Source organism: Micromonospora sp. NPDC049240, assembly GCF_040647835.1.
GTDB lineage: Bacteria > Actinomycetota > Actinomycetes > Mycobacteriales > Micromonosporaceae > Micromonospora.
On sequence record NZ_JBEZCX010000011.1, the window covers coordinates 287,998 to 303,881 of the forward strand.

General features: G+C 73.1%; 14 protein-coding genes and 1 tRNA gene. 7 read left to right on the forward strand and 8 right to left on the reverse strand.

Annotated features, from left to right (window positions below; all coding sequences use genetic code 11):
* Window position 1: 1 nt before the first annotated feature.
* The 5 genes from selA to fdh form a co-directional block, all read right to left on the reverse strand.
* Entirely contained in the window at window positions 2–1,294 is a 1,293-nt protein-coding gene (gene selA, locus AB0B02_RS19290) for an L-seryl-tRNA(Sec) selenium transferase (protein ID WP_281941349.1), read from the reverse strand.
* Between the two features lie 23 nt (window positions 1,295–1,317).
* Window positions 1,318–1,413 (reverse strand) — tRNA-Sec (locus tag AB0B02_RS19295).
* 45 nt (window positions 1,414–1,458) lie between these two features.
* Entirely contained in the window at window positions 1,459–2,712 is a 1,254-nt protein-coding gene (nrfD, locus tag AB0B02_RS19300; protein ID WP_357301999.1) for an NrfD/PsrC family molybdoenzyme membrane anchor subunit, read from the reverse strand.
* Window positions 2,709–3,755, reverse strand: coding sequence for a 4Fe-4S dicluster domain-containing protein (locus tag AB0B02_RS19305; RefSeq protein WP_357302002.1), 1,047 nt, complete (start codon window positions 3,753–3,755; stop codon window positions 2,709–2,711). The genes nrfD and AB0B02_RS19305 overlap by 4 nt, the downstream gene beginning before the upstream one ends.
* Window positions 3,748–7,074 carry a formate dehydrogenase gene (gene fdh / locus AB0B02_RS19310; RefSeq protein WP_357302005.1) on the reverse strand — a complete coding sequence of 1,109 codons (3,327 nt, stop codon included), beginning with the start codon at window positions 7,072–7,074 and terminating at the stop codon, window positions 3,748–3,750. The genes AB0B02_RS19305 and fdh overlap by 8 nt, the downstream gene beginning before the upstream one ends.
* 332 nt (window positions 7,075–7,406) lie before the next feature.
* Here fdh and AB0B02_RS19315 point away from each other — a divergent pair, with 332 nt between their 5' ends.
* The 3 genes from AB0B02_RS19315 to AB0B02_RS19325 all read left to right on the forward strand — a co-directional run bounded on the left by AB0B02_RS19315 (window position 7,407) and on the right by AB0B02_RS19325 (window position 10,399).
* Entirely contained in the window at window positions 7,407–7,733 is a 327-nt protein-coding gene (locus AB0B02_RS19315) for a hypothetical protein (protein WP_281941358.1), read from the forward strand.
* Complete coding sequence (locus AB0B02_RS19320) at window positions 7,730–8,380, forward strand: nucleotidyl transferase AbiEii/AbiGii toxin family protein (protein WP_357302010.1); 651 nt, start codon at window positions 7,730–7,732, stop codon at window positions 8,378–8,380. Before AB0B02_RS19315 ends, AB0B02_RS19320 begins: the two co-directional genes overlap by 4 nt.
* A 228-nt stretch (window positions 8,381–8,608) precedes the next feature.
* On the forward strand, window positions 8,609–10,399 hold the full coding sequence (locus AB0B02_RS19325) for a 5'-nucleotidase C-terminal domain-containing protein (protein ID WP_357302013.1): 1,791 nt from the start codon (window positions 8,609–8,611) through the stop codon (window positions 10,397–10,399).
* Between the two features lie 57 nt (window positions 10,400–10,456).
* On the opposite strand, the gene AB0B02_RS19330 is transcribed toward AB0B02_RS19325, so the two are convergent.
* Window positions 10,457–10,693, reverse strand: coding sequence for a hypothetical protein (locus tag AB0B02_RS19330; protein WP_357302016.1), 237 nt, complete (start codon window positions 10,691–10,693; stop codon window positions 10,457–10,459).
* Window positions 10,694–10,941: 248 nt separating this feature from the next.
* Here AB0B02_RS19330 and AB0B02_RS19335 point away from each other — a divergent pair, with 248 nt between their 5' ends.
* On the forward strand, window positions 10,942–11,157 hold the full coding sequence (locus tag AB0B02_RS19335) for a GntR family transcriptional regulator (protein WP_281941365.1): 216 nt from the start codon (window positions 10,942–10,944) through the stop codon (window positions 11,155–11,157).
* A 3-nt stretch (window positions 11,158–11,160) separates the two neighbouring features.
* Here AB0B02_RS19335 and AB0B02_RS19340 read toward each other — a convergent pair whose 3' ends face one another.
* Window positions 11,161–11,346 carry a hypothetical protein gene (locus tag AB0B02_RS19340; RefSeq protein WP_357302019.1) on the reverse strand — a complete coding sequence of 62 codons (186 nt, stop codon included), beginning with the start codon at window positions 11,344–11,346 and terminating at the stop codon, window positions 11,161–11,163.
* A 276-nt stretch (window positions 11,347–11,622) separates the two neighbouring features.
* Here AB0B02_RS19340 and AB0B02_RS19345 point away from each other — a divergent pair, with 276 nt between their 5' ends.
* Window positions 11,623–12,657 (forward strand): NAD(P)-dependent alcohol dehydrogenase, encoded by a 1,035-nt coding sequence (locus AB0B02_RS19345; protein WP_357302022.1) that lies wholly within the window; start codon window positions 11,623–11,625, stop codon window positions 12,655–12,657.
* On the opposite strand, the gene AB0B02_RS19350 is transcribed toward AB0B02_RS19345, so the two are convergent.
* The gene (locus AB0B02_RS19350; protein ID WP_357302025.1) at window positions 12,644–13,780 is read right to left on the reverse strand and encodes a geranylgeranyl reductase family protein; all 1,137 of its coding nucleotides are present in this window, start codon (window positions 13,778–13,780) and stop codon (window positions 12,644–12,646) included. The two genes, AB0B02_RS19345 and AB0B02_RS19350, sit on opposite strands and share 14 nt — an antisense overlap.
* A gap of 137 nt (window positions 13,781–13,917) precedes the next feature.
* Between AB0B02_RS19350 and AB0B02_RS19355 the strand changes: the two genes are divergently transcribed.
* Together AB0B02_RS19355 and AB0B02_RS19360 are read left to right on the forward strand one after the other, a co-directional pair.
* A complete protein-coding gene (locus AB0B02_RS19355) occupies window positions 13,918–14,154 on the forward strand; it encodes a hypothetical protein (protein ID WP_357302028.1) in 237 nt (78 codons plus the stop codon).
* 70 nt (window positions 14,155–14,224) lie between these two features.
* Entirely contained in the window at window positions 14,225–15,682 is a 1,458-nt protein-coding gene (locus AB0B02_RS19360) for an MFS transporter (RefSeq protein WP_357302031.1), read from the forward strand.
* Window positions 15,683–15,884: the final 202 nt, after the last annotated feature.

The window sequence follows — 15,884 nt, forward strand, 5'->3', positions numbered from 1 at the left end:
GTCAGCCCGCCACGCGCAGGATCGCGGCGTGCACGCGGTCGTCGTCGCCGACCGGCACGGCGCGCAGGTCCAGCAGGAGCCGGCCGTGCAGCACCCGGCCGAGGACCGCCGGGTCGCCGGTGCGCAGCGGCACGGCGTAGCGCTCGGGCAGGCTCAGCGCCCAGGAGTCCAGCTCCACCCCGGGCGCGCCGCCCCCGCCGACGACCGCGGCGACCGGCACCACCTCGGCCTTGCACCCGTCGGCGCCGAGCCGGTCACGCAGCCGTTCGGTGCGGGCACGCAGCCGGCCCGCGTCGGCGTGCAGCGCCTCCCCGGTGGGGGTGGCGGGCGCGTGCAGCGTGGCGGCGAGCGCGGCGAGGGTGAGCTTGTCCACCCGCAACGCCCGGGCGAGGGGGTGCCGGCGCAGCCGCTCCACCAGGTCCGCGGCGCCGAGCAGCAGGCCGGCCTGCGGCCCACCGAGCAGCTTGTCGCCGCTGGCGGTGACCAGGTGGGCGCCGGCGCGTAGCGTGGTCGCGGCGTCCGGCTCGTCGGGCAGCAGCGGGTCCGGCCGGAGCAGGCCGGAGCCGATGTCGGCGACCACCGGCACGCCGAGGGTGGCCAGCTCCCCCACCGGCACCGCCGAGGTGAAGCCGGTGACCACGAAGTTCGACGGGTGGACCTTGAGCACGAAGCCGGTGCGCGGGCCGATCGCGGCGGCGTAGTCGGCCCGGCTGGTGCGGTTGGTGGTGCCCACCTCGCGCAGCCGGGCCCCGGTGCTGGCCAGCAGGTCGGGCAGGCGGAACCCGTCGCCGATCTCGACCAGCTCACCGCGGCTGACCACGATCTCCCGGTCGGCGGCGAGCGCGGTGGCGGCCAGCACCAACGCGGCGGCGCCGTTGTTGACCACGTGCACGGCGGCGGCATCGGGCACGGCGGCGGCGAGCGCGTCCAGCGCCTCCCGGCCGCGCCTCGCCCGCCGGCCGGTGGCCAGGTCGAGTTCCACGTCGGTGTGCCCGGCGGCGGCGACCAGCGCGTCCACGGCGGCCGGGGCGAGCGGGGCCCGACCCAGGTTGGTGTGCAGCACCACGCCGGTGGCGTTCAGCACCGGCCGGGGCGTACGCCCAGGCAGGTCGGCCAGCGCGGCGTCGCGTACCTGATCGGGGGTGATCTCGCCGCGACGGGCGCGGTGCTGGGCGGCGACGATCGCGGCCTTGACCCGGTCGCGGCCGACCGTGCCGGCGGCGGCCGACAGCGCCGGGTCGGCGAGCAACGCGTCGGTGCGCGGCACCCGCCGACGCGGGTCCACCTCACGCATCGCACGCTCCCCCGGGGACGGTGTGGCGGAGACGGACGGGAATCGAACCCGCCTGGCCCGGGTCCCGGACCACACCGGTTTTGAAGACCGGGAGGGGCACCAGCCGCCTGAACGCCTCCACGCAGCAGTCAACCACAGCGGCCCGCCGGCCGCCCGGCGAGGCGTCAGGCCCGCCGGTCGGCGCGCTCGCGCTGCGGCACCACCGTGTACTTCGGGTCCCGCGCCGAGGCGACGCCGCCGTGGAAGATGCCGAAGCGGGTGCAGACGGCGGCGGCGAGCAACGCGCCGCCGGAGGCGGCGGAGAGCAGCCGGCTGCGGCGGCCGACCAGCGCGCCGGCCACCCCGGCGGCGGTGAGCGCGCGGCCGGCACGCAGCAACTTCCCGGGCGTGCCGTCGGCGTAGGGCTCGCTGAGCAGGCCGAGCCGGTTCTCCACCCGGTGCGCGCCCCACAGCTCCAGCGCCGCGCCGGCGACCGCCATCCGCCGCGCCGGGCCGGCCTGCCCGGGCGGCGCGGCCAGCAGCCCGACGCCGGCGCCGCTGGCCAGCGCGCTGCCCGCGAAGATGACCGGCAGTTCCGGGTACGCCTCGTGCCACGACGGCACCGCCGTGTCGGCCAGCAGCACCCCGGTGTACGTGGCCAGCGCCGGCGCGGTGACGGCGGCGACCAGGCCGGCCGCGTGCCCGGTCGGGGGCAGCAGCCGCCGCCCCAGCCCGAGCAGCCCGCGCTCCGGCAGGCGGGGCGCGGCCTCGGCGATCGCGGCCAGCCCGGCGGCCGGGCCGAACACGCTGAGGATCCAGGTGCCCACCGACATCGGCGAGGTCACCTTCGCCACCCGCAGCATGTGGTGGAAGCGGCTGGGCCGGCCCAGGTCGTTGATGAGGAAGTACGCGCTGGCGCTCACCGCCGCCAGCGACGTGACCCGGCCGGCGCGCCGCAGCGCCGGCCGGCCGGTGAGCTGCCCACCGGCGGCCAGCATCGAGGAGCCGGCGGCGAGCCCACCGGTGAACAGGTACGCGGCGATGTCCCACCGCCACACCGGCGGCTTGAGCACCGGCCGGCCGTAGTAGGAGGTGAACTCCACCGGGGGCACGGTGAGCTGCTCGCCGCCTCGGCCGCCCTTGCCGCCGCGTCGGCGACGGGCGGTGGGCGCGGTGTCGCGGGGCGGCTGCGGGGTCAGCCCCGCGTCGTGGGCGCCGGCATCGGTGCGGCCGACGCCGGGTCCGGTGCCGGTGGCCCGGCTGCCGCTCTCGGCACGGCCCACCACGCGGGCGGTGGGCGAGCCGGTCGACGGCGCGCCGCCGGGCTCCCCGGTGGCGGGCCCACCGTCGCCGGTCCGTTCCGCGACGGCGGCCCGGTCGGCGGCCAGGCGGTCGCGGAAGCGGCGGAACAGGGCGCCCACCGGGCGGTCCGGGTTCACGACGATCCTCCGACGAACGCGGCGACGGTGGCCGCCGCCATGGCCAACGCGGCCAGGCCGGCACGCTTCCACATCTTCGGCAGGTCCCGGGTGGTGACCACCGGGTCCGGCGGCAGCCCGTACACCTCGGGCTCGTCGAGCAGCAGGAAGAACGCGCCGTCGCCGCCCACCCCGTCGGTCGGGTCGTGGCCGTAGAGCCGGGCCTCCGGCACGCCGCGCTCGTGCAGCGTGGCGACCCGCTGGGCGGCCCGGTCCCGCAGCTCGTCGAGCGGGCCGTACTGGATGGACTCGGTGGGGCACGCCTGCGCGCAGGCCGGCGTCATGCCGGCGCCCAGCCGGTCGTAGCAGAGCGTGCACTTCCAGGCCCGGCCGTCGTCCCTGCGCTGGTCGATCACGCCGTACGGGCAGGCCGAGATGCAGTACCCGCAGCCGTTGCAGATGTCCTCCTGCACCACGACGGTGCCGAACTCGGTGCGGAACAGCGAACCGGTCGGGCAGACGTCGAGGCAGGCCGCGTGCGTGCAGTGCTTGCAGACGTCGGACATCATCAGCCAGCGGAAGTCGGTGCGGCTCTCCGCGCCGGTGTCCCGCCCGGGCGGCTGGGCGCCTGGCATGCCGAGGAACTCCGGGCCGGCCGCCATCCGCGCCGCCGCCTCCGGACGCCCCGCGGGCCCGCCCGGGTTGGTGCCGGTGTCGGGGACCGTGCCCGCGCCCACCGACGCCGACGCCGGGCTGCTGGTCACCGGGCCGGTCGGGTCGCCGCCGAACGGCGGCGTCCGGTGCCCCGCCGGGCGGGGCTGCTCGATGAACGCCACGTGCCGCCAGGAGTTCGCGGTCAACGCGCCGGTGTTGTCGTAGGACATGCCGAGCAGGTCGAAGCCCGCGTCCGGGACGCCGTTCCACTCCTTGCAGGCGACCTCGCACGCCTTGCAGCCGATGCAGACGCTGGTGTCGGTGAAGAACCCCATCCGGGGCGGGGCGGCGACCCAGCCCGCGTCCGGGGCCGGGTCGAGCGGGCCGTACAGGCTGTTGGGGTCAGGCATTCCCGTCTCCGTCCCGCGCCGCGGCCTCGGGGGTCTGTTCGTCGGTGCTGCCGGCCGCGTTCTCACCGCCCAGCACGTCGGTGGTGACGATCGGCACCTTACGGTCCGCGGTCATCCCGGCCCGCCGCTGGTAGTCGCCGACCAGGTCGAGCAGCGCCGGTCCGGTGGGACGCCGCCCGGGCCGGACGTCGCACGTGCCGACCTTGCTCTCCTGGATGAGCACGTTCGGGTCCAGCGTGATGCCGAACAGGTCGTTCGCCGAGTCGCCGGTGACCAGCCCCTCGCTGCCGAAGTGGTAGGGCAGCCACACCTGGTGGATGATCCGGCCGTCCACCCGCAGCGGGGTGAGCCGGTCGGTGACCAGCACCCGCGCCTCGATCACCGCCCGCCCGCTGACCAGGTGCGCCCACCCGAGATGCGCCAGCCCGACCTCGGCGGCCAGTTCCGGGGACACCTCGACGAACATCTCCGGTTGCAGCTCGGCCAGGCGCGACACGGTACGGCTCATCCCGCCGGCCGTGTGGTGCTCGGTGAGCCGGCTGACCGTGAACACGTACGGGAAGACCTCGCTGTGCGGCTCCGGCGGGCTCGGGTTGATCCGGTTCACCGGGTGCTCGTAGATCTTCCGGGTCGGGTTGGCCTGCTGCCCGTAGAGCGGGTTGCGCATCGGCGACTCGGCCGGCTCGTAGTGCGTCGGCAGTGGGCCGTCGAGCACGCCGCTCGGCGCGTACAGCCAGGCCTTGCCGTCGCCCTGCATGACGAACGGGTCGTCACCGGCGAGCGCCGCCGGGCCGGTGGCGTCGTCCGGCGGCCGGTAGGTGGGCGGCTTCGTCTTCTCGAAGTCCGGCACGTCGTAGCCGGTCCACTCGCCGGCGTCCGGATCCCACCAGACGTACTTCTTGCGCTCGCTCCACGGCCGCCCGTCCGGGTCGGCGGAGGCGCGGTTGTAGAGCGTGCGCCGGTTCGCCGGCCACGCCCAGCCCCACTCGGCGGCCACCCAGTCCTGCTCGTGCCGGGACCTGCGGCGGGCCGCCTGGTTCACCCCGTCGGCGTAGACGCCGGTGTAGATCCAGCAGCCGACGGCGGTGGAGCCGTCGTCCTTCGCCTCGGCGAACGCGTTCAGCGGGCGGCCGGTCGCCACGTCGTAGCCGTTGATCTCCCTGAGCACCGCCTCGGCGCTCGGCTCGGCGTGCGCGCCGTGCGTCGGGTAGTCCCAGACCAGGTCCAGCAGCGCCCGGTCGCGGGGCTTGGTGGAGGTGGCCAGCTTCTCCCGCAGCACCCGACCCAGGTGATAGAAGAACCACAGCTCGGAGCGGGCGTCGCCCGGCGGGTCGACGGCCTTCTCCCGCCACTGCAACAGCCGCTGGGTCTGGGTGAACGTGCCCTCCTTCTCCACGTGCGAGGCGGCCGGCAGGAAGAACACCTCGGTGCGGCACTCCTGGGGCACGATCTCCCCGGTGGCGATCTCCGGGCTGTTCTTCCAGAACGTGGCGCTCTCGATCAGGAACAGGTCGCGGACCACCAGCCAGTCCAGGTTGGCCATGCCTAGGCGCTGGGCCCGGCCGTGCGCGGAGCCGACCGCCGGATTCTGACCGAGCAGGAAGTAGCCCTTGATCCTGCCGTCGATCATGTTCAGGACCTGCTGGTACGTCCCGTGGTCACCGGTCATCCGGGGCAGGTAGCCGTAGCCGAAGTCGTTCTCCGGCGTCGCCGCGTCCCCCCAGTACGCCTTGAGCAGGCTCGCCGCGAACGCACGCGAGTTGCCCCAGAAGCCCTTCTGGCCCGGGTGGCGGATGCTGTCGACCCACTCGTCGAACGTCGGGTGGGTGGCGTGGTGCGGCATCGGCAGGTAGCCGGGCAGCAGGTTGAACAGCGTCGGGATGTCGGTGGAGCCCTGGATGCTGGCGTGCCCGCGCAGCGCCAGGATGCCGCCACCCGGCCGGCCCATGTTGCCCAGCAGCGTCTGGATGATCGCACCGGTGCGGATGTACTGCACGCCGACGCTGTGCTGCGTCCAGCCCACCGAGTAGACAAGCGCGCCGGTGCGCTCCCGACCCGAGTTCTCCGTCCAGGCGCGGGCCAGCTCCAGGAACCTCTCCTCCGGTATGCCACAGACCCGGGCCACCATCTCCGGGGTGTAGCGGGCGAAGTGCCGCTTGAGGATCTGGTAGACGCAGCGCGGGTGCTGGAGCGTCTCGTCCCGGCTGGCCCGCGCCGGCACCGGCTCACCGTGCGACTCGTGCTCCATGCCGGAGGCCGAGTCGCGTTCCTTGCCGGTGCCCCGGACCTTGGTGTGCTCCTCCTGGCCCTCGTACTGCCAGCTGGCGTGGTCGTAGGAACCGGTCTCCGGGTTGTAGCCGGAGAACAGACCGTCCAGGTCCTCGGTGTCGGCGAACTGCTCGCTGACGATGTTGGCCGCGTTGGTGTAGGCCAGCACGTACTCCCGGAAGTCCAGCTCGTTGTCCAGGATGTAGCGCACCACGCCGCCGAGCAGCGCGATGTCGGTGCCCGCCCGGATCGGCAGGTAGGTGTCGGCGAGCGCGCTGGTGCGGGTGAACCGCGGGTCCACGTGGAAGACCTTCGCGCCGCGCTTCTTCGCCTCCATCACCCACTGGAAGCCCACCGGGTGGGCCTCGGCCATGTTCGAGCCCTGGATGACGATGACGTCAGCGTTGGCGAGGTCCTGCTGGAAGTCCGTCGCGCCGCCGCGACCGAAGCTGGTCCCCAGACCGGGGACGGTGGCGGAGTGTCAAATACGCGCCTGGTTCTCGATCTGGAGCGCCCCCATCGCCGTGAACAGCTTCTTGATGAGGTAGTTCTCCTCGTTGTCCAGCGTCGCGCCGCCCAGGCTGGAGATGCCGAGCGTCCGGTTCAGCGGGCGTCCCTCGTCGTCGACGTCCTCCCAGGTCTCCTCGCGGGCGGCGAGGATCCGGTCGGCGATCATGTCGAGTGCGACGTCGAGGTCCAGATCCTCCCAGTCGGTCGCGTACGGCCGGCGGTAGCGGACCTTGGTCTGGCGCAGCGGGCTGGTCACCAGGCTCTTGCTGGCGGAACCTTTCGGGCAGAGCCGGCCACGGGAGATCGGGCTGTCCGGGTCGCCCTCGATCTGGGTGACCCGGCCCTCGGAGTGGAAGACGCGCTGCCCGCAGCCGACCGCGCAGTAGGGGCACACCGAGCGGGCCACGCCGTCGGCGGTCTCGGTGCGGGCGGTCAGCCCGGCGGAGCGCGCCGACCGGGCGGCGGCGCCGCGCCCCAGCGGGTCGGTGCCGGTGAGTTGCCGGTAGACCGGCCACCCCTGGATGAACGTCTTCAGACCCACCCGGGCGCCCCTCCCCGTTCGAAGATCGGCTGACCCTTTGCACACTAGGCCAGCCGTCCGGCGCCCGCGAGTCGAGCGGGAAACAGCGCCGCCCCGGCCGGGTGGGCCGGGGCGGCGCTGGGCGTCGGTGTGCAGGTCGCCTCTCGGCGAGTGGCGCGACGCGGCTCCAGCCGAACGGTATTCCGCGAAGGCAATTTAGGTGAGGCCCGGGGACACTGGTCACACCGACGCTCTGCACAACGGTACCGGGGCGGCCGTTCTTCCGCCGGTCGTCGTGACGCCGGTCACCGACCTTGGCACTCGACACGCCGGTCAGGGGTTACCCTCATGGCATGTCGGCCACCGCCAGCGCGTACCTCGCCCGGCCCGGGCGTCCCGCCGTGGTCCCGCGCACGCTCGACGAGCTGGCCGGCCCCACCGGGGGCATCGTCGAGCTGCCGGTGCGCCTGATGTGGAACAGCGAACGCGCCTTCGACCTCGCCGACCCCGACGAGCTGCTCTGGATGTACGAGAACGTGCTGCGCGAGACCACCCGGGTGACGGACCTGCGGGAGCTGATCCACGCTCCGACGCTGCGCCGGGTGTGGCCGCTGCTCAACCTGCCGCGCGGCGTACGCCTGGCCTGGGAGGGCCGGCACCGGAGCCTGCGTACCGCGTGACGCATCCGCACGACTTCTACCGGGAGGTGGCCCGGGTGGCGCTCGCCGCCGCCGGCCCGCACCGGTTCGTGCTCGGCGGCGGGGTGGCCTGGGCCGCGCACGGCCTGGTCACCCGCCCGACCGAAGACGTGGACCTGTTCGCCGATGTGGAGGGCGCCGCCGCCGCGGCGGCGGCCGACGTGCGCGCCGCCCTGGAACGGGCCGGCTACCGGGTGGACGAGGCGGACCCGGGCGGCCTGGGCGAGGTCTTCGACGGCTTCGACCGGGACCTGCGGGACTTCGTGGTGAGCCGCGGCGACCGGCAGATCCGGCTCAGCCTGGCCCGGCTGGACCGGCACCGCAGCCCGGTGGTGATGGACTTCGGTCCGGTGATGGACGTGCGGGACCTGCTGGCCAACAAGACCGCCGCGCTGGTCAACCGCCGGGAGGTACGCGACTACATCGACGTCGCCGCCGCGCTGGACCGCTACCCGGTGGCCGAGCTGCTGGAGCTGGCCCGCCAGGTGGATCCGGCGCTGGAGGACGTGGACGTCCGGGCGGCCGGCCGCTACCTCGACGGGCTGGCCGACCGCCGGTTCAGCCGCTACGGCCTGGACGCGGCCCGGATCGCCGAGGTGCGCCGCCGGATGTCCGTCTGGCCCCGCTGACTCGGCGGGGACCGGACGACGCACCGACGGGTCACTTCGTCGGCCTGCCGCCGGTGACGCCGAGGATCTCCCCGCGCGGCCGATGCCGGAGTCACCGCCTGTTTGCCGGTGCGGGGGTGGACTGCTGCCGCTCGGCGACATCTGGGGGTGTTGTGGCGTGCGTGACAGCCGGTGGTTATGGTGCGCAGCGGCGCCCACGAGGCGCGTACCCCCATGGAAAGGCACCTCATGACCTCCTCCTCCGGCGCCTCGCGCCGCCAGGTGCTGGCCGTCGCCGCCGCCGCGGCGACCGCTCCGCTGCTCGCCGGCGCGCCCGCCGAGGCGAAGCCGAAGCAGCCGAAGACCTGGGACCTGACCGTCCTCGGCACCTCGGACACCCACGGCAACGTCTACAACTGGGACTACTACAAGGACGCCGAGTTCGACGACAGCAAGCACAACGACGTCGGCGTCGCGAAGCTGGCCACCCTGGTCAACCAGATTCGGGCGGAGCGCACGGGCAAGGCGACGCTGGTCCTGGACGCCGGCGACACCATCCAGGGCACGCCGCTGGCCACCTACTACGCCAAGCAGGAGCCGATCACCAGCACCGGTGAGACGCACCCGATGGCCAACGCGATGAACGTGCTGCGGTACGACGCCGTCACGCTCGGCAACCACGAGTTCAACTACGGCCTGCCGCTGCTGGCCACCTGGATCAAGCAGCTCGGCTTCCCGGCGCTCGCCGCGAACGCGATCAACTCCAAGACCGGCAAGCCGGCCTTCCTGCCGTACGTGATCAAGGAGGTCCGGCTCGGCGGGCACGGCGCGCCGAAGCTGCGCGTCGGCATCCTCGGCCTGACCAACCCGGGCGTGGCCATCTGGGACAAGGCCAACGTCGAGGGCCGGCTGGTCTTCGCCGACATGGTCGCCACCGCGGCTAAGTGGGTGCCGGTGATGCGCCGGCGCGGCGCCGACGTGGTCATCATCTCCGCCCACGGCGGGGACAGCGGCACCTCCAGCTACGGCCCCGAGCTGCCGAACGAGAACCCGACCGCGCTGATCGCCGAGCAGGTGCCCGGCATCGACGCGATCCTGTTCGGTCACGCCCACAACGAGGTGCCGGAGAAGTTCGTCACCAACCTGAAGACCGGCAAGGCAGTGCTCACCTCCGAGCCGTCGAAGTGGGGCCAGCGCCTCACCCGGATGGACTTCACGTTGACCCGGGAGAAGGGCTGCTGGAAGGTCGTCGACTCGTCGGCCACCACGCTGAACACCAACACCGTGGTCGAGGACCCGGCGGTGCTCGCGGCGGTACGCGGCCAGCACGCCAAGACGGTCGAGTACGTCAACCGGGTGGTCGCGCAGTCGAGCGTGGAGCTGTCCGCCGCCGAGTCGCGTTACAAGGACACCCCGATCCTGGACTTCATCAACCACGTCCAGACCGAGGTGGTCACCGAGGCGCTGGCCGGCGGCGCGTACGCGGGGCTGCCGGTGCTGTCGATCGCCGCGCCGTTCAGCCGCACCGCGGTCTTCCCGCAGGGCGACGTGCGGATCCGCGACGTGGCCGGCCTCTACGTCTACGACAACACGCTCGAGGCGGTCGTGCTGACCGGCGCCGAGGTGAAGGCGTACCTGGAGTACTCGGCGAAGTACTTCCTCACCGTGCCGGTGGGCGCCGCGGTCGACCCGGCGACCATCAACGACACGAACGTGCCGGACTACAACTACGACGTGTTCTCCGGCGTCGACTACGACATCGACATCTCGAAGCCGGTCGGCCAGCGGATCACCCGCCTGGTGCTGGCCGGCACCGACACGCCTGTCGCGGCGGACGCGCAGTTCGTGGTGGCGGTGAACAACTACCGGCGCAGCGGCGGCGGCAACTTCCCCGGCATCGTGAAGACGCAGGTCTACAACGCGCAGCAGGAGATCCGCCAGCTGCTGATCGACTGGGCGCAGGCCAAGGGCACCATCGACCCGGCCGACTTCTTCGTGCCGAACTGGAAGCTGGTCCGCGAGGGCGTGCCGGTCTTCTGATCCTCGGGCGAGGGCCCCGGCGTCGTACCGAGGCCCTCGCCCTCCCGGTCGCTGCCGTCAGACGGCTTCCTTGGGAATCCCTACCTCACAGTCGAAGACCTGCGCCCAGAAGTTGACGAGAGTCCGCACCGAGCCGGAGTGGACCATGGTTCTTGCGTCTGGCTGAACAATCCACGCCGAACCGTCCGAGAAGACAGACGCCCAGCCGGCAATTCCCTCACCACTCTTGAGAACCAGGATCGTCGGAGTTTCTGCCACCCGGATGACAGGGAGTTCTTCCAGTTCGGGGGTCATCGATGGCGCCCCTCCCCCACCTTGCGCGGATAGACGTTGGATTGATCGACGTAGTGGGTGTCGGGTCGTCCGAGGCCGAAGGCCGGCTCGTCGCGCCCTCTGCGAATGAGGTCTACGAGGCATACCAGGTGTGTTCTCATGATCCCCTTTCCGTACCGGAGGCACTCAGCTTACTCAACCTATAAAGCCTGTAAAGACAATCAGGGGTAGCCGTACATGATCTGAAACGCTGCTGGTTGGCTTCATCCATGCCCTACGAGCAACCACTATGGATGCAGATCAGGGATGACCTACGTGCCAAGATCAAGGCGGGTATCTACCCCACCGGCGCGAAGCTGCCGTCGGTGCGGCTCTTGGCCGAGCAGTACGACACCTCGCACATGACGGTTCGTCGGGCTGTCGACTCGATGATCCAGTCCGACGAGCTGATCGGCCGGGTCGGTCGGGGCATCTTCGTGGCCTGAGAGTCAGCCGCCGGCGCGCAGGTGCCACTCTGACTCGCCGCCGGCCGGATCCGGGCGGTACGGGCGACTGTCGGTCTCGGTCGACTCCGCGCGTTCCTCGGGGCTTGTCCGAGGTGGCAGCTCGCCGAAGCGGACATGCCGCAGGAAGGCGCACTCCTCGTCGGTGAACGACGCGACCGGTTCGCTCATGCCCGCATTGTGCGCCACGCGCGCCAACACAGCCATAGCGTTCCACTCGCGGACTGGGTGGAGCACGGGTGGAACGGTATGGGTGTCAAACCGGGCCGGAGACACCCGTGGTGTTCCACCCATGGGCCGGACGACCCGCCACTGGAACGGTATGGGTGTCTTCGCGCCCCGGAGACAGCCACCGTGCTCCACTCGTGGCCCGACCGGACGCGGTATCAACCGCGACGGCAGGGGTATGCCGCCTCGACTGCCGCTGGCGACGAGGTGGAGGGCGACATGCGCGCGGTACGGATGACCGCTCCGGGGGTGCTGGAGCTGACCGAGGTGCCCACCCCGGAGCCCGGCCCCGGTGAGGTGCTGCTGCGCGTCGGCGCGGTCGGCGCCTGCCACTCCGACCTGCACATCCTCGACGCCGAGGCGGGGATGTTCCCCACCCCGATGACGCTGGGCCACGAGATCGCCGGCACGGTGGAGGTCGCCGGTCCCGGCGTGGACGGCTGGTCGCCCGGGGACCGGGCGGCGGTCTACGGGATCATCGGCTGCGGCCGGTGCCGGGCCTGCCTGCGCGGCGAGGAGAACCGCTGCCGGGTCACCCCGGTCGGTGGCATCGGGCTCAGCCGCGACGGCGGGCTGGCCGAGCACGTCGTGGTGCCGGCGTCCCGGCTGCTGCACGTGGGCGAGATGGACCTGACCCAGGCCGCGCCGCTGACCGACGCCGGGCTGACCCCGTACCACGCGGTGGAGCTGGCCCGGCCCCGGCTGCGCCCTGGCACCACCTGCGTGGTGATCGGCATCGGCGGGCTGGGGCACATGGCGCTCCAGATCCTGGTCGCCACCACCGCGGTGCGGATCGTCGCGGTGGACACCAACGTCGCCGCGCTGGACCTAGCCGACCGGCTCGGCGCCCACCACGTGGTGCGGGCCGGCGCGGACGCGGTGGAGAAGATCCGCGAACTGGTCGGTCCGCCGCCGGACGGCGCGGACGTGGTGCTCGACTTCGTCGGCGCGCAGCCCACCCTGGACACCGCCCGGCAGGTCGTCGCCACCGGCGGTCAACTGCTGCTGGTCGGCCTGGCCGGGGGCACGTTGCCGGTCCGACCGGTCGCCGACGCGCCGCCCCCGGTGCCGCTGGAGACCGGTGTGGTGGTGCCGTTCTGGGGCACCCGCGCCGAACTCCAGGAGGTCATCGCGCTGGCCCGGGACGGCCGGCTGCACGCCGACGTGCGGACGTTCCCGCTGGACGAGGCGCCCGAGGCGTACGAGGCGCTGCGCCGGGGGGACATCCACGGGCGGGCGGTCATCGTCCCCTGACCGGGGGCAGGCGGTCGATCAGCGCCAGCCCGGCCCGTACCGGCCGCCGGTCGAGCGCCTCGGCGAAGCCGATCCGCCCCTGACAGAACCGGACGAACATCCGCCAGCCGAGCGGGGTGGCCAGCATCGCGTGGAACACGTCCGGTCGCCGCTCGAACGCGTCCAGCAGCCGGTGCCCGGCCCGCATCTCCGGCGTCAGCAGCCGCGCCACCTCCCGGGGGTACGCGTCCAGGTCACCGCCGGCGACCGCCGCGCCGGCCAGCCGGCCGGACCGCAGCGCGTAGCTGATGCCCTCCCGGCTCCACGGCTCCAGCAGGCCGGCCGCGTCGCCGACGACGAGCACCCGGCCGTGGCGCAGCGGGGAGTCCTCGGCGCGGCAGCGGGTCAGGTGACCGGAGTCGTGCTCGGGCGCGATCCCGGACAACCCCAGCCGGGCCACGAAGTCGCGCAGGTAGGCGCGGGTCCGCTCGCCGTCGCCGCGGGCGGAGATGACGCCCACGGTGAGCCGGTCACCCTTCGGGAAGACCCAGGCGTACGAGCCGGGGACCCGGCCCCAGTCGAGCAGCACCCGGCCCCGCCAGCGGTCCCGCTCGACGGCGGACACCGGCAGCTCCAGCTCCAGCCCCAGATCGACCTGGCGGAAGCGCACCCCGACGTGTCGGGCGGTCACCCCGGAGGAGCCGTCCGCGCCGACCACCACACGGGCGCGCACCACGTCGCCGTCGGCCAGCCGCAGGCGTACCTCGTCGGGATCCTGTTCCACGGCGCGGACCGCGACGCCCTCGCGGACCTCGGCGCCGGCCGACACCGCGGCGGCGCGCAGCCGGTCGTCGAACTCCTCGCGGCGGATCATCGTGATCACCGGCGCGCCGTGGCGGCGGGTGAACGCGCGTCGCCCGTCCCGGGTGAACGTGACCCGGTCGACCCGGTCCTGCGCGGGCACCTCGATCACGTCGCCGGCCTCGGCCAGCGAGGTGCCGATCAGGCCGCCGCCGCACGTCTTGTACCGGGGGTGGGTCGCCCGCTCGACCACCAACGTCCGCACGCCGGCCCGGGCCGCGGCACGCGCGGCGGAGAGGCCGGCGGGCCCGCCACCGACCACGACGAGATCCCAGATGATCACTGGTGCAGCCTAGGGCACCGGCGGGCCGGGTGGCCCGACACGACCCTCGATCGGGTGGGCATCATCGCCGGTCGGCCGGGTAAGCGCCGGTCGCCGACCGTCCGGCGGTCGGACGATCCACGCCGAGGAGGGAAGCGATGCCTCAGGTCCAGTTGTCCGCGGTCGAGGAACGGGTCTACCAGGCGGTGTCCGCGCTGGAGGTGCGGGGACACGTCCCCTACCCGGACCTGATCGCCGAGGAGACCCAGATGACCGAGGAGGAGCTGCGCGAGCCGCTGCACACGCTCACCGAGCGGGGACTGCTGCACCGCGAGGACTCGCCGATGACGGGCCTGGACTTCGGGCCCCGGTGGTGCGCGCGTCAGATGGCCTGACCGCGTCGTTTGCCCCACCGGGGTCCGGGTAGCGATCGGGGATGCGTGATCGACGGCTGTGGGGGGCACGATGAGTGGGGACCGGCCGTCGACGCCGGCGACGGAGACCGGGTACGACGAGCGGCGTCGCTGGCGGGCACTGAGCGTCGGCCTGGTCGCGGCGTTCATGACGCTGCTGGACGTCAGCATCGTCAACGTCGCCGTCCCGTCGATCGACCGGGCGCTGCACGCCACCCCGAGCGACCTTCAGTGGGTGCTGTCCGGGTACGCGTTGACGTTCGGCCTGGTGCTGGTCCCGGCCGGACGGTTCGGCGACGCGCGTGGCCGGCGGACCGCGTTCGTGGTCGGGGTGGGACTGTTCACGCTGACCAGCGCGCTCGCCGGGCTGGCCACGTCGGCGACCTGGCTGATCGTCGCCCGGCTCGTCCAGGGCGCCGCCGCCGGCATCGTCAACCCACAGGTCAGCGGCATGATCCAGCAGCTCTTCCGGGGCGCCGACCGGGGGCGCGCGTTCGGGCTGCTCGGCGCCACCATCGGCATCTCCACCGCGGTCGGGCCGCTGCTGGGCGGGCTGCTCATCCAGCTCGGCGGCGCCGAGCACGGCTGGCGGTGGGTGTTCTTCGTCAACATCCCGGTCGGCATCGTCGCGATGGTGCTCGGCTGGCGGCTGATCCCCGCCCGGCCCGCCGGGCAGCCCGACCGGCACCGGCTCGACCCGGTCGGCGTGCTGCTGCTCGGCGCCGGGGTCACCGTGATCCTGCTGCCGCTGGTGCAGCGGGAGCAGTGGCAGGGGTCGACCAAGTGGTTGCTCATCCCGCTCGGCCTGCTGCTGCTCGCCGGCTTCGCGTTCTGGGAACGCCGGTACGCCCGGCACACCACACCCCTGTTCGACCTGCGGCTGTTCGGGCTGCGCTCGTACACGCTGGGTTCGCTGATCGGGCTGATCTACTTCGCCGGCTTCACCGCGATCTTCTTCATCTTCACGCTGTACCTCCAGATCGGGTTGGGTTACAGCGCGCTTGTCGCCGGCCTGGCGATCACCCCGTTCGCGCTCGGCTCGGCGGTCGCCTCCGCGCTGGGCGGGCGGGTGGTGACCCGGTACGGCCGGCCGCTGGTCGCGATCGGGCTGCTCGCCGTGGTGGTCGGGCTGGTCGCCACCGACCTGGTGCTGACCGGCGGGCCGCACCAGCACGTGCCGCTGCGTACCGCGCTGCCGCTGCTCGTCGCCGGGCTGGGCAGCGGCCTGGTGATCGCGCCCAACCAGACGCTCACGCTGTCGGAGGTGCCGGTGCCGATGGCGGGCAGCGGCGCCGGCATGCTCCAGACCGGACAGCGGATCGGCTCGGCCGCCGGCATCGCGGCGGTGGGCGCGCTGTTCTTCTCCACGCTGGCCGACAACCGGGGCGACTGGTCGGTGGCGTTCCGGCACTCGCTGCTGCTCGCCGCCGGCATCATCGTGCTGGCGCTGATCGCCGCCGTGGTCGACATCGTCGCCGGCCGCCGGGTGAAAGGCCGGGCCCCCCGTTAACGCCTCCGGTAGAGCAAGGCGCCCCGCTTGACACCCACGGCGCACGTGAAGGCCGGCACCCTCGGCGGGGTGCCGGCCTTCGCGCCGTCTTACTTGGTCCAGTGCTTGTTGACCAGGTCGGTGGCCTGCTTCTCCCACTGCGCGTACGCGTCCGGGTAGGCCGACACCTGCACCGTCTGCGCGGCCTTGGTCAGCGGCATGT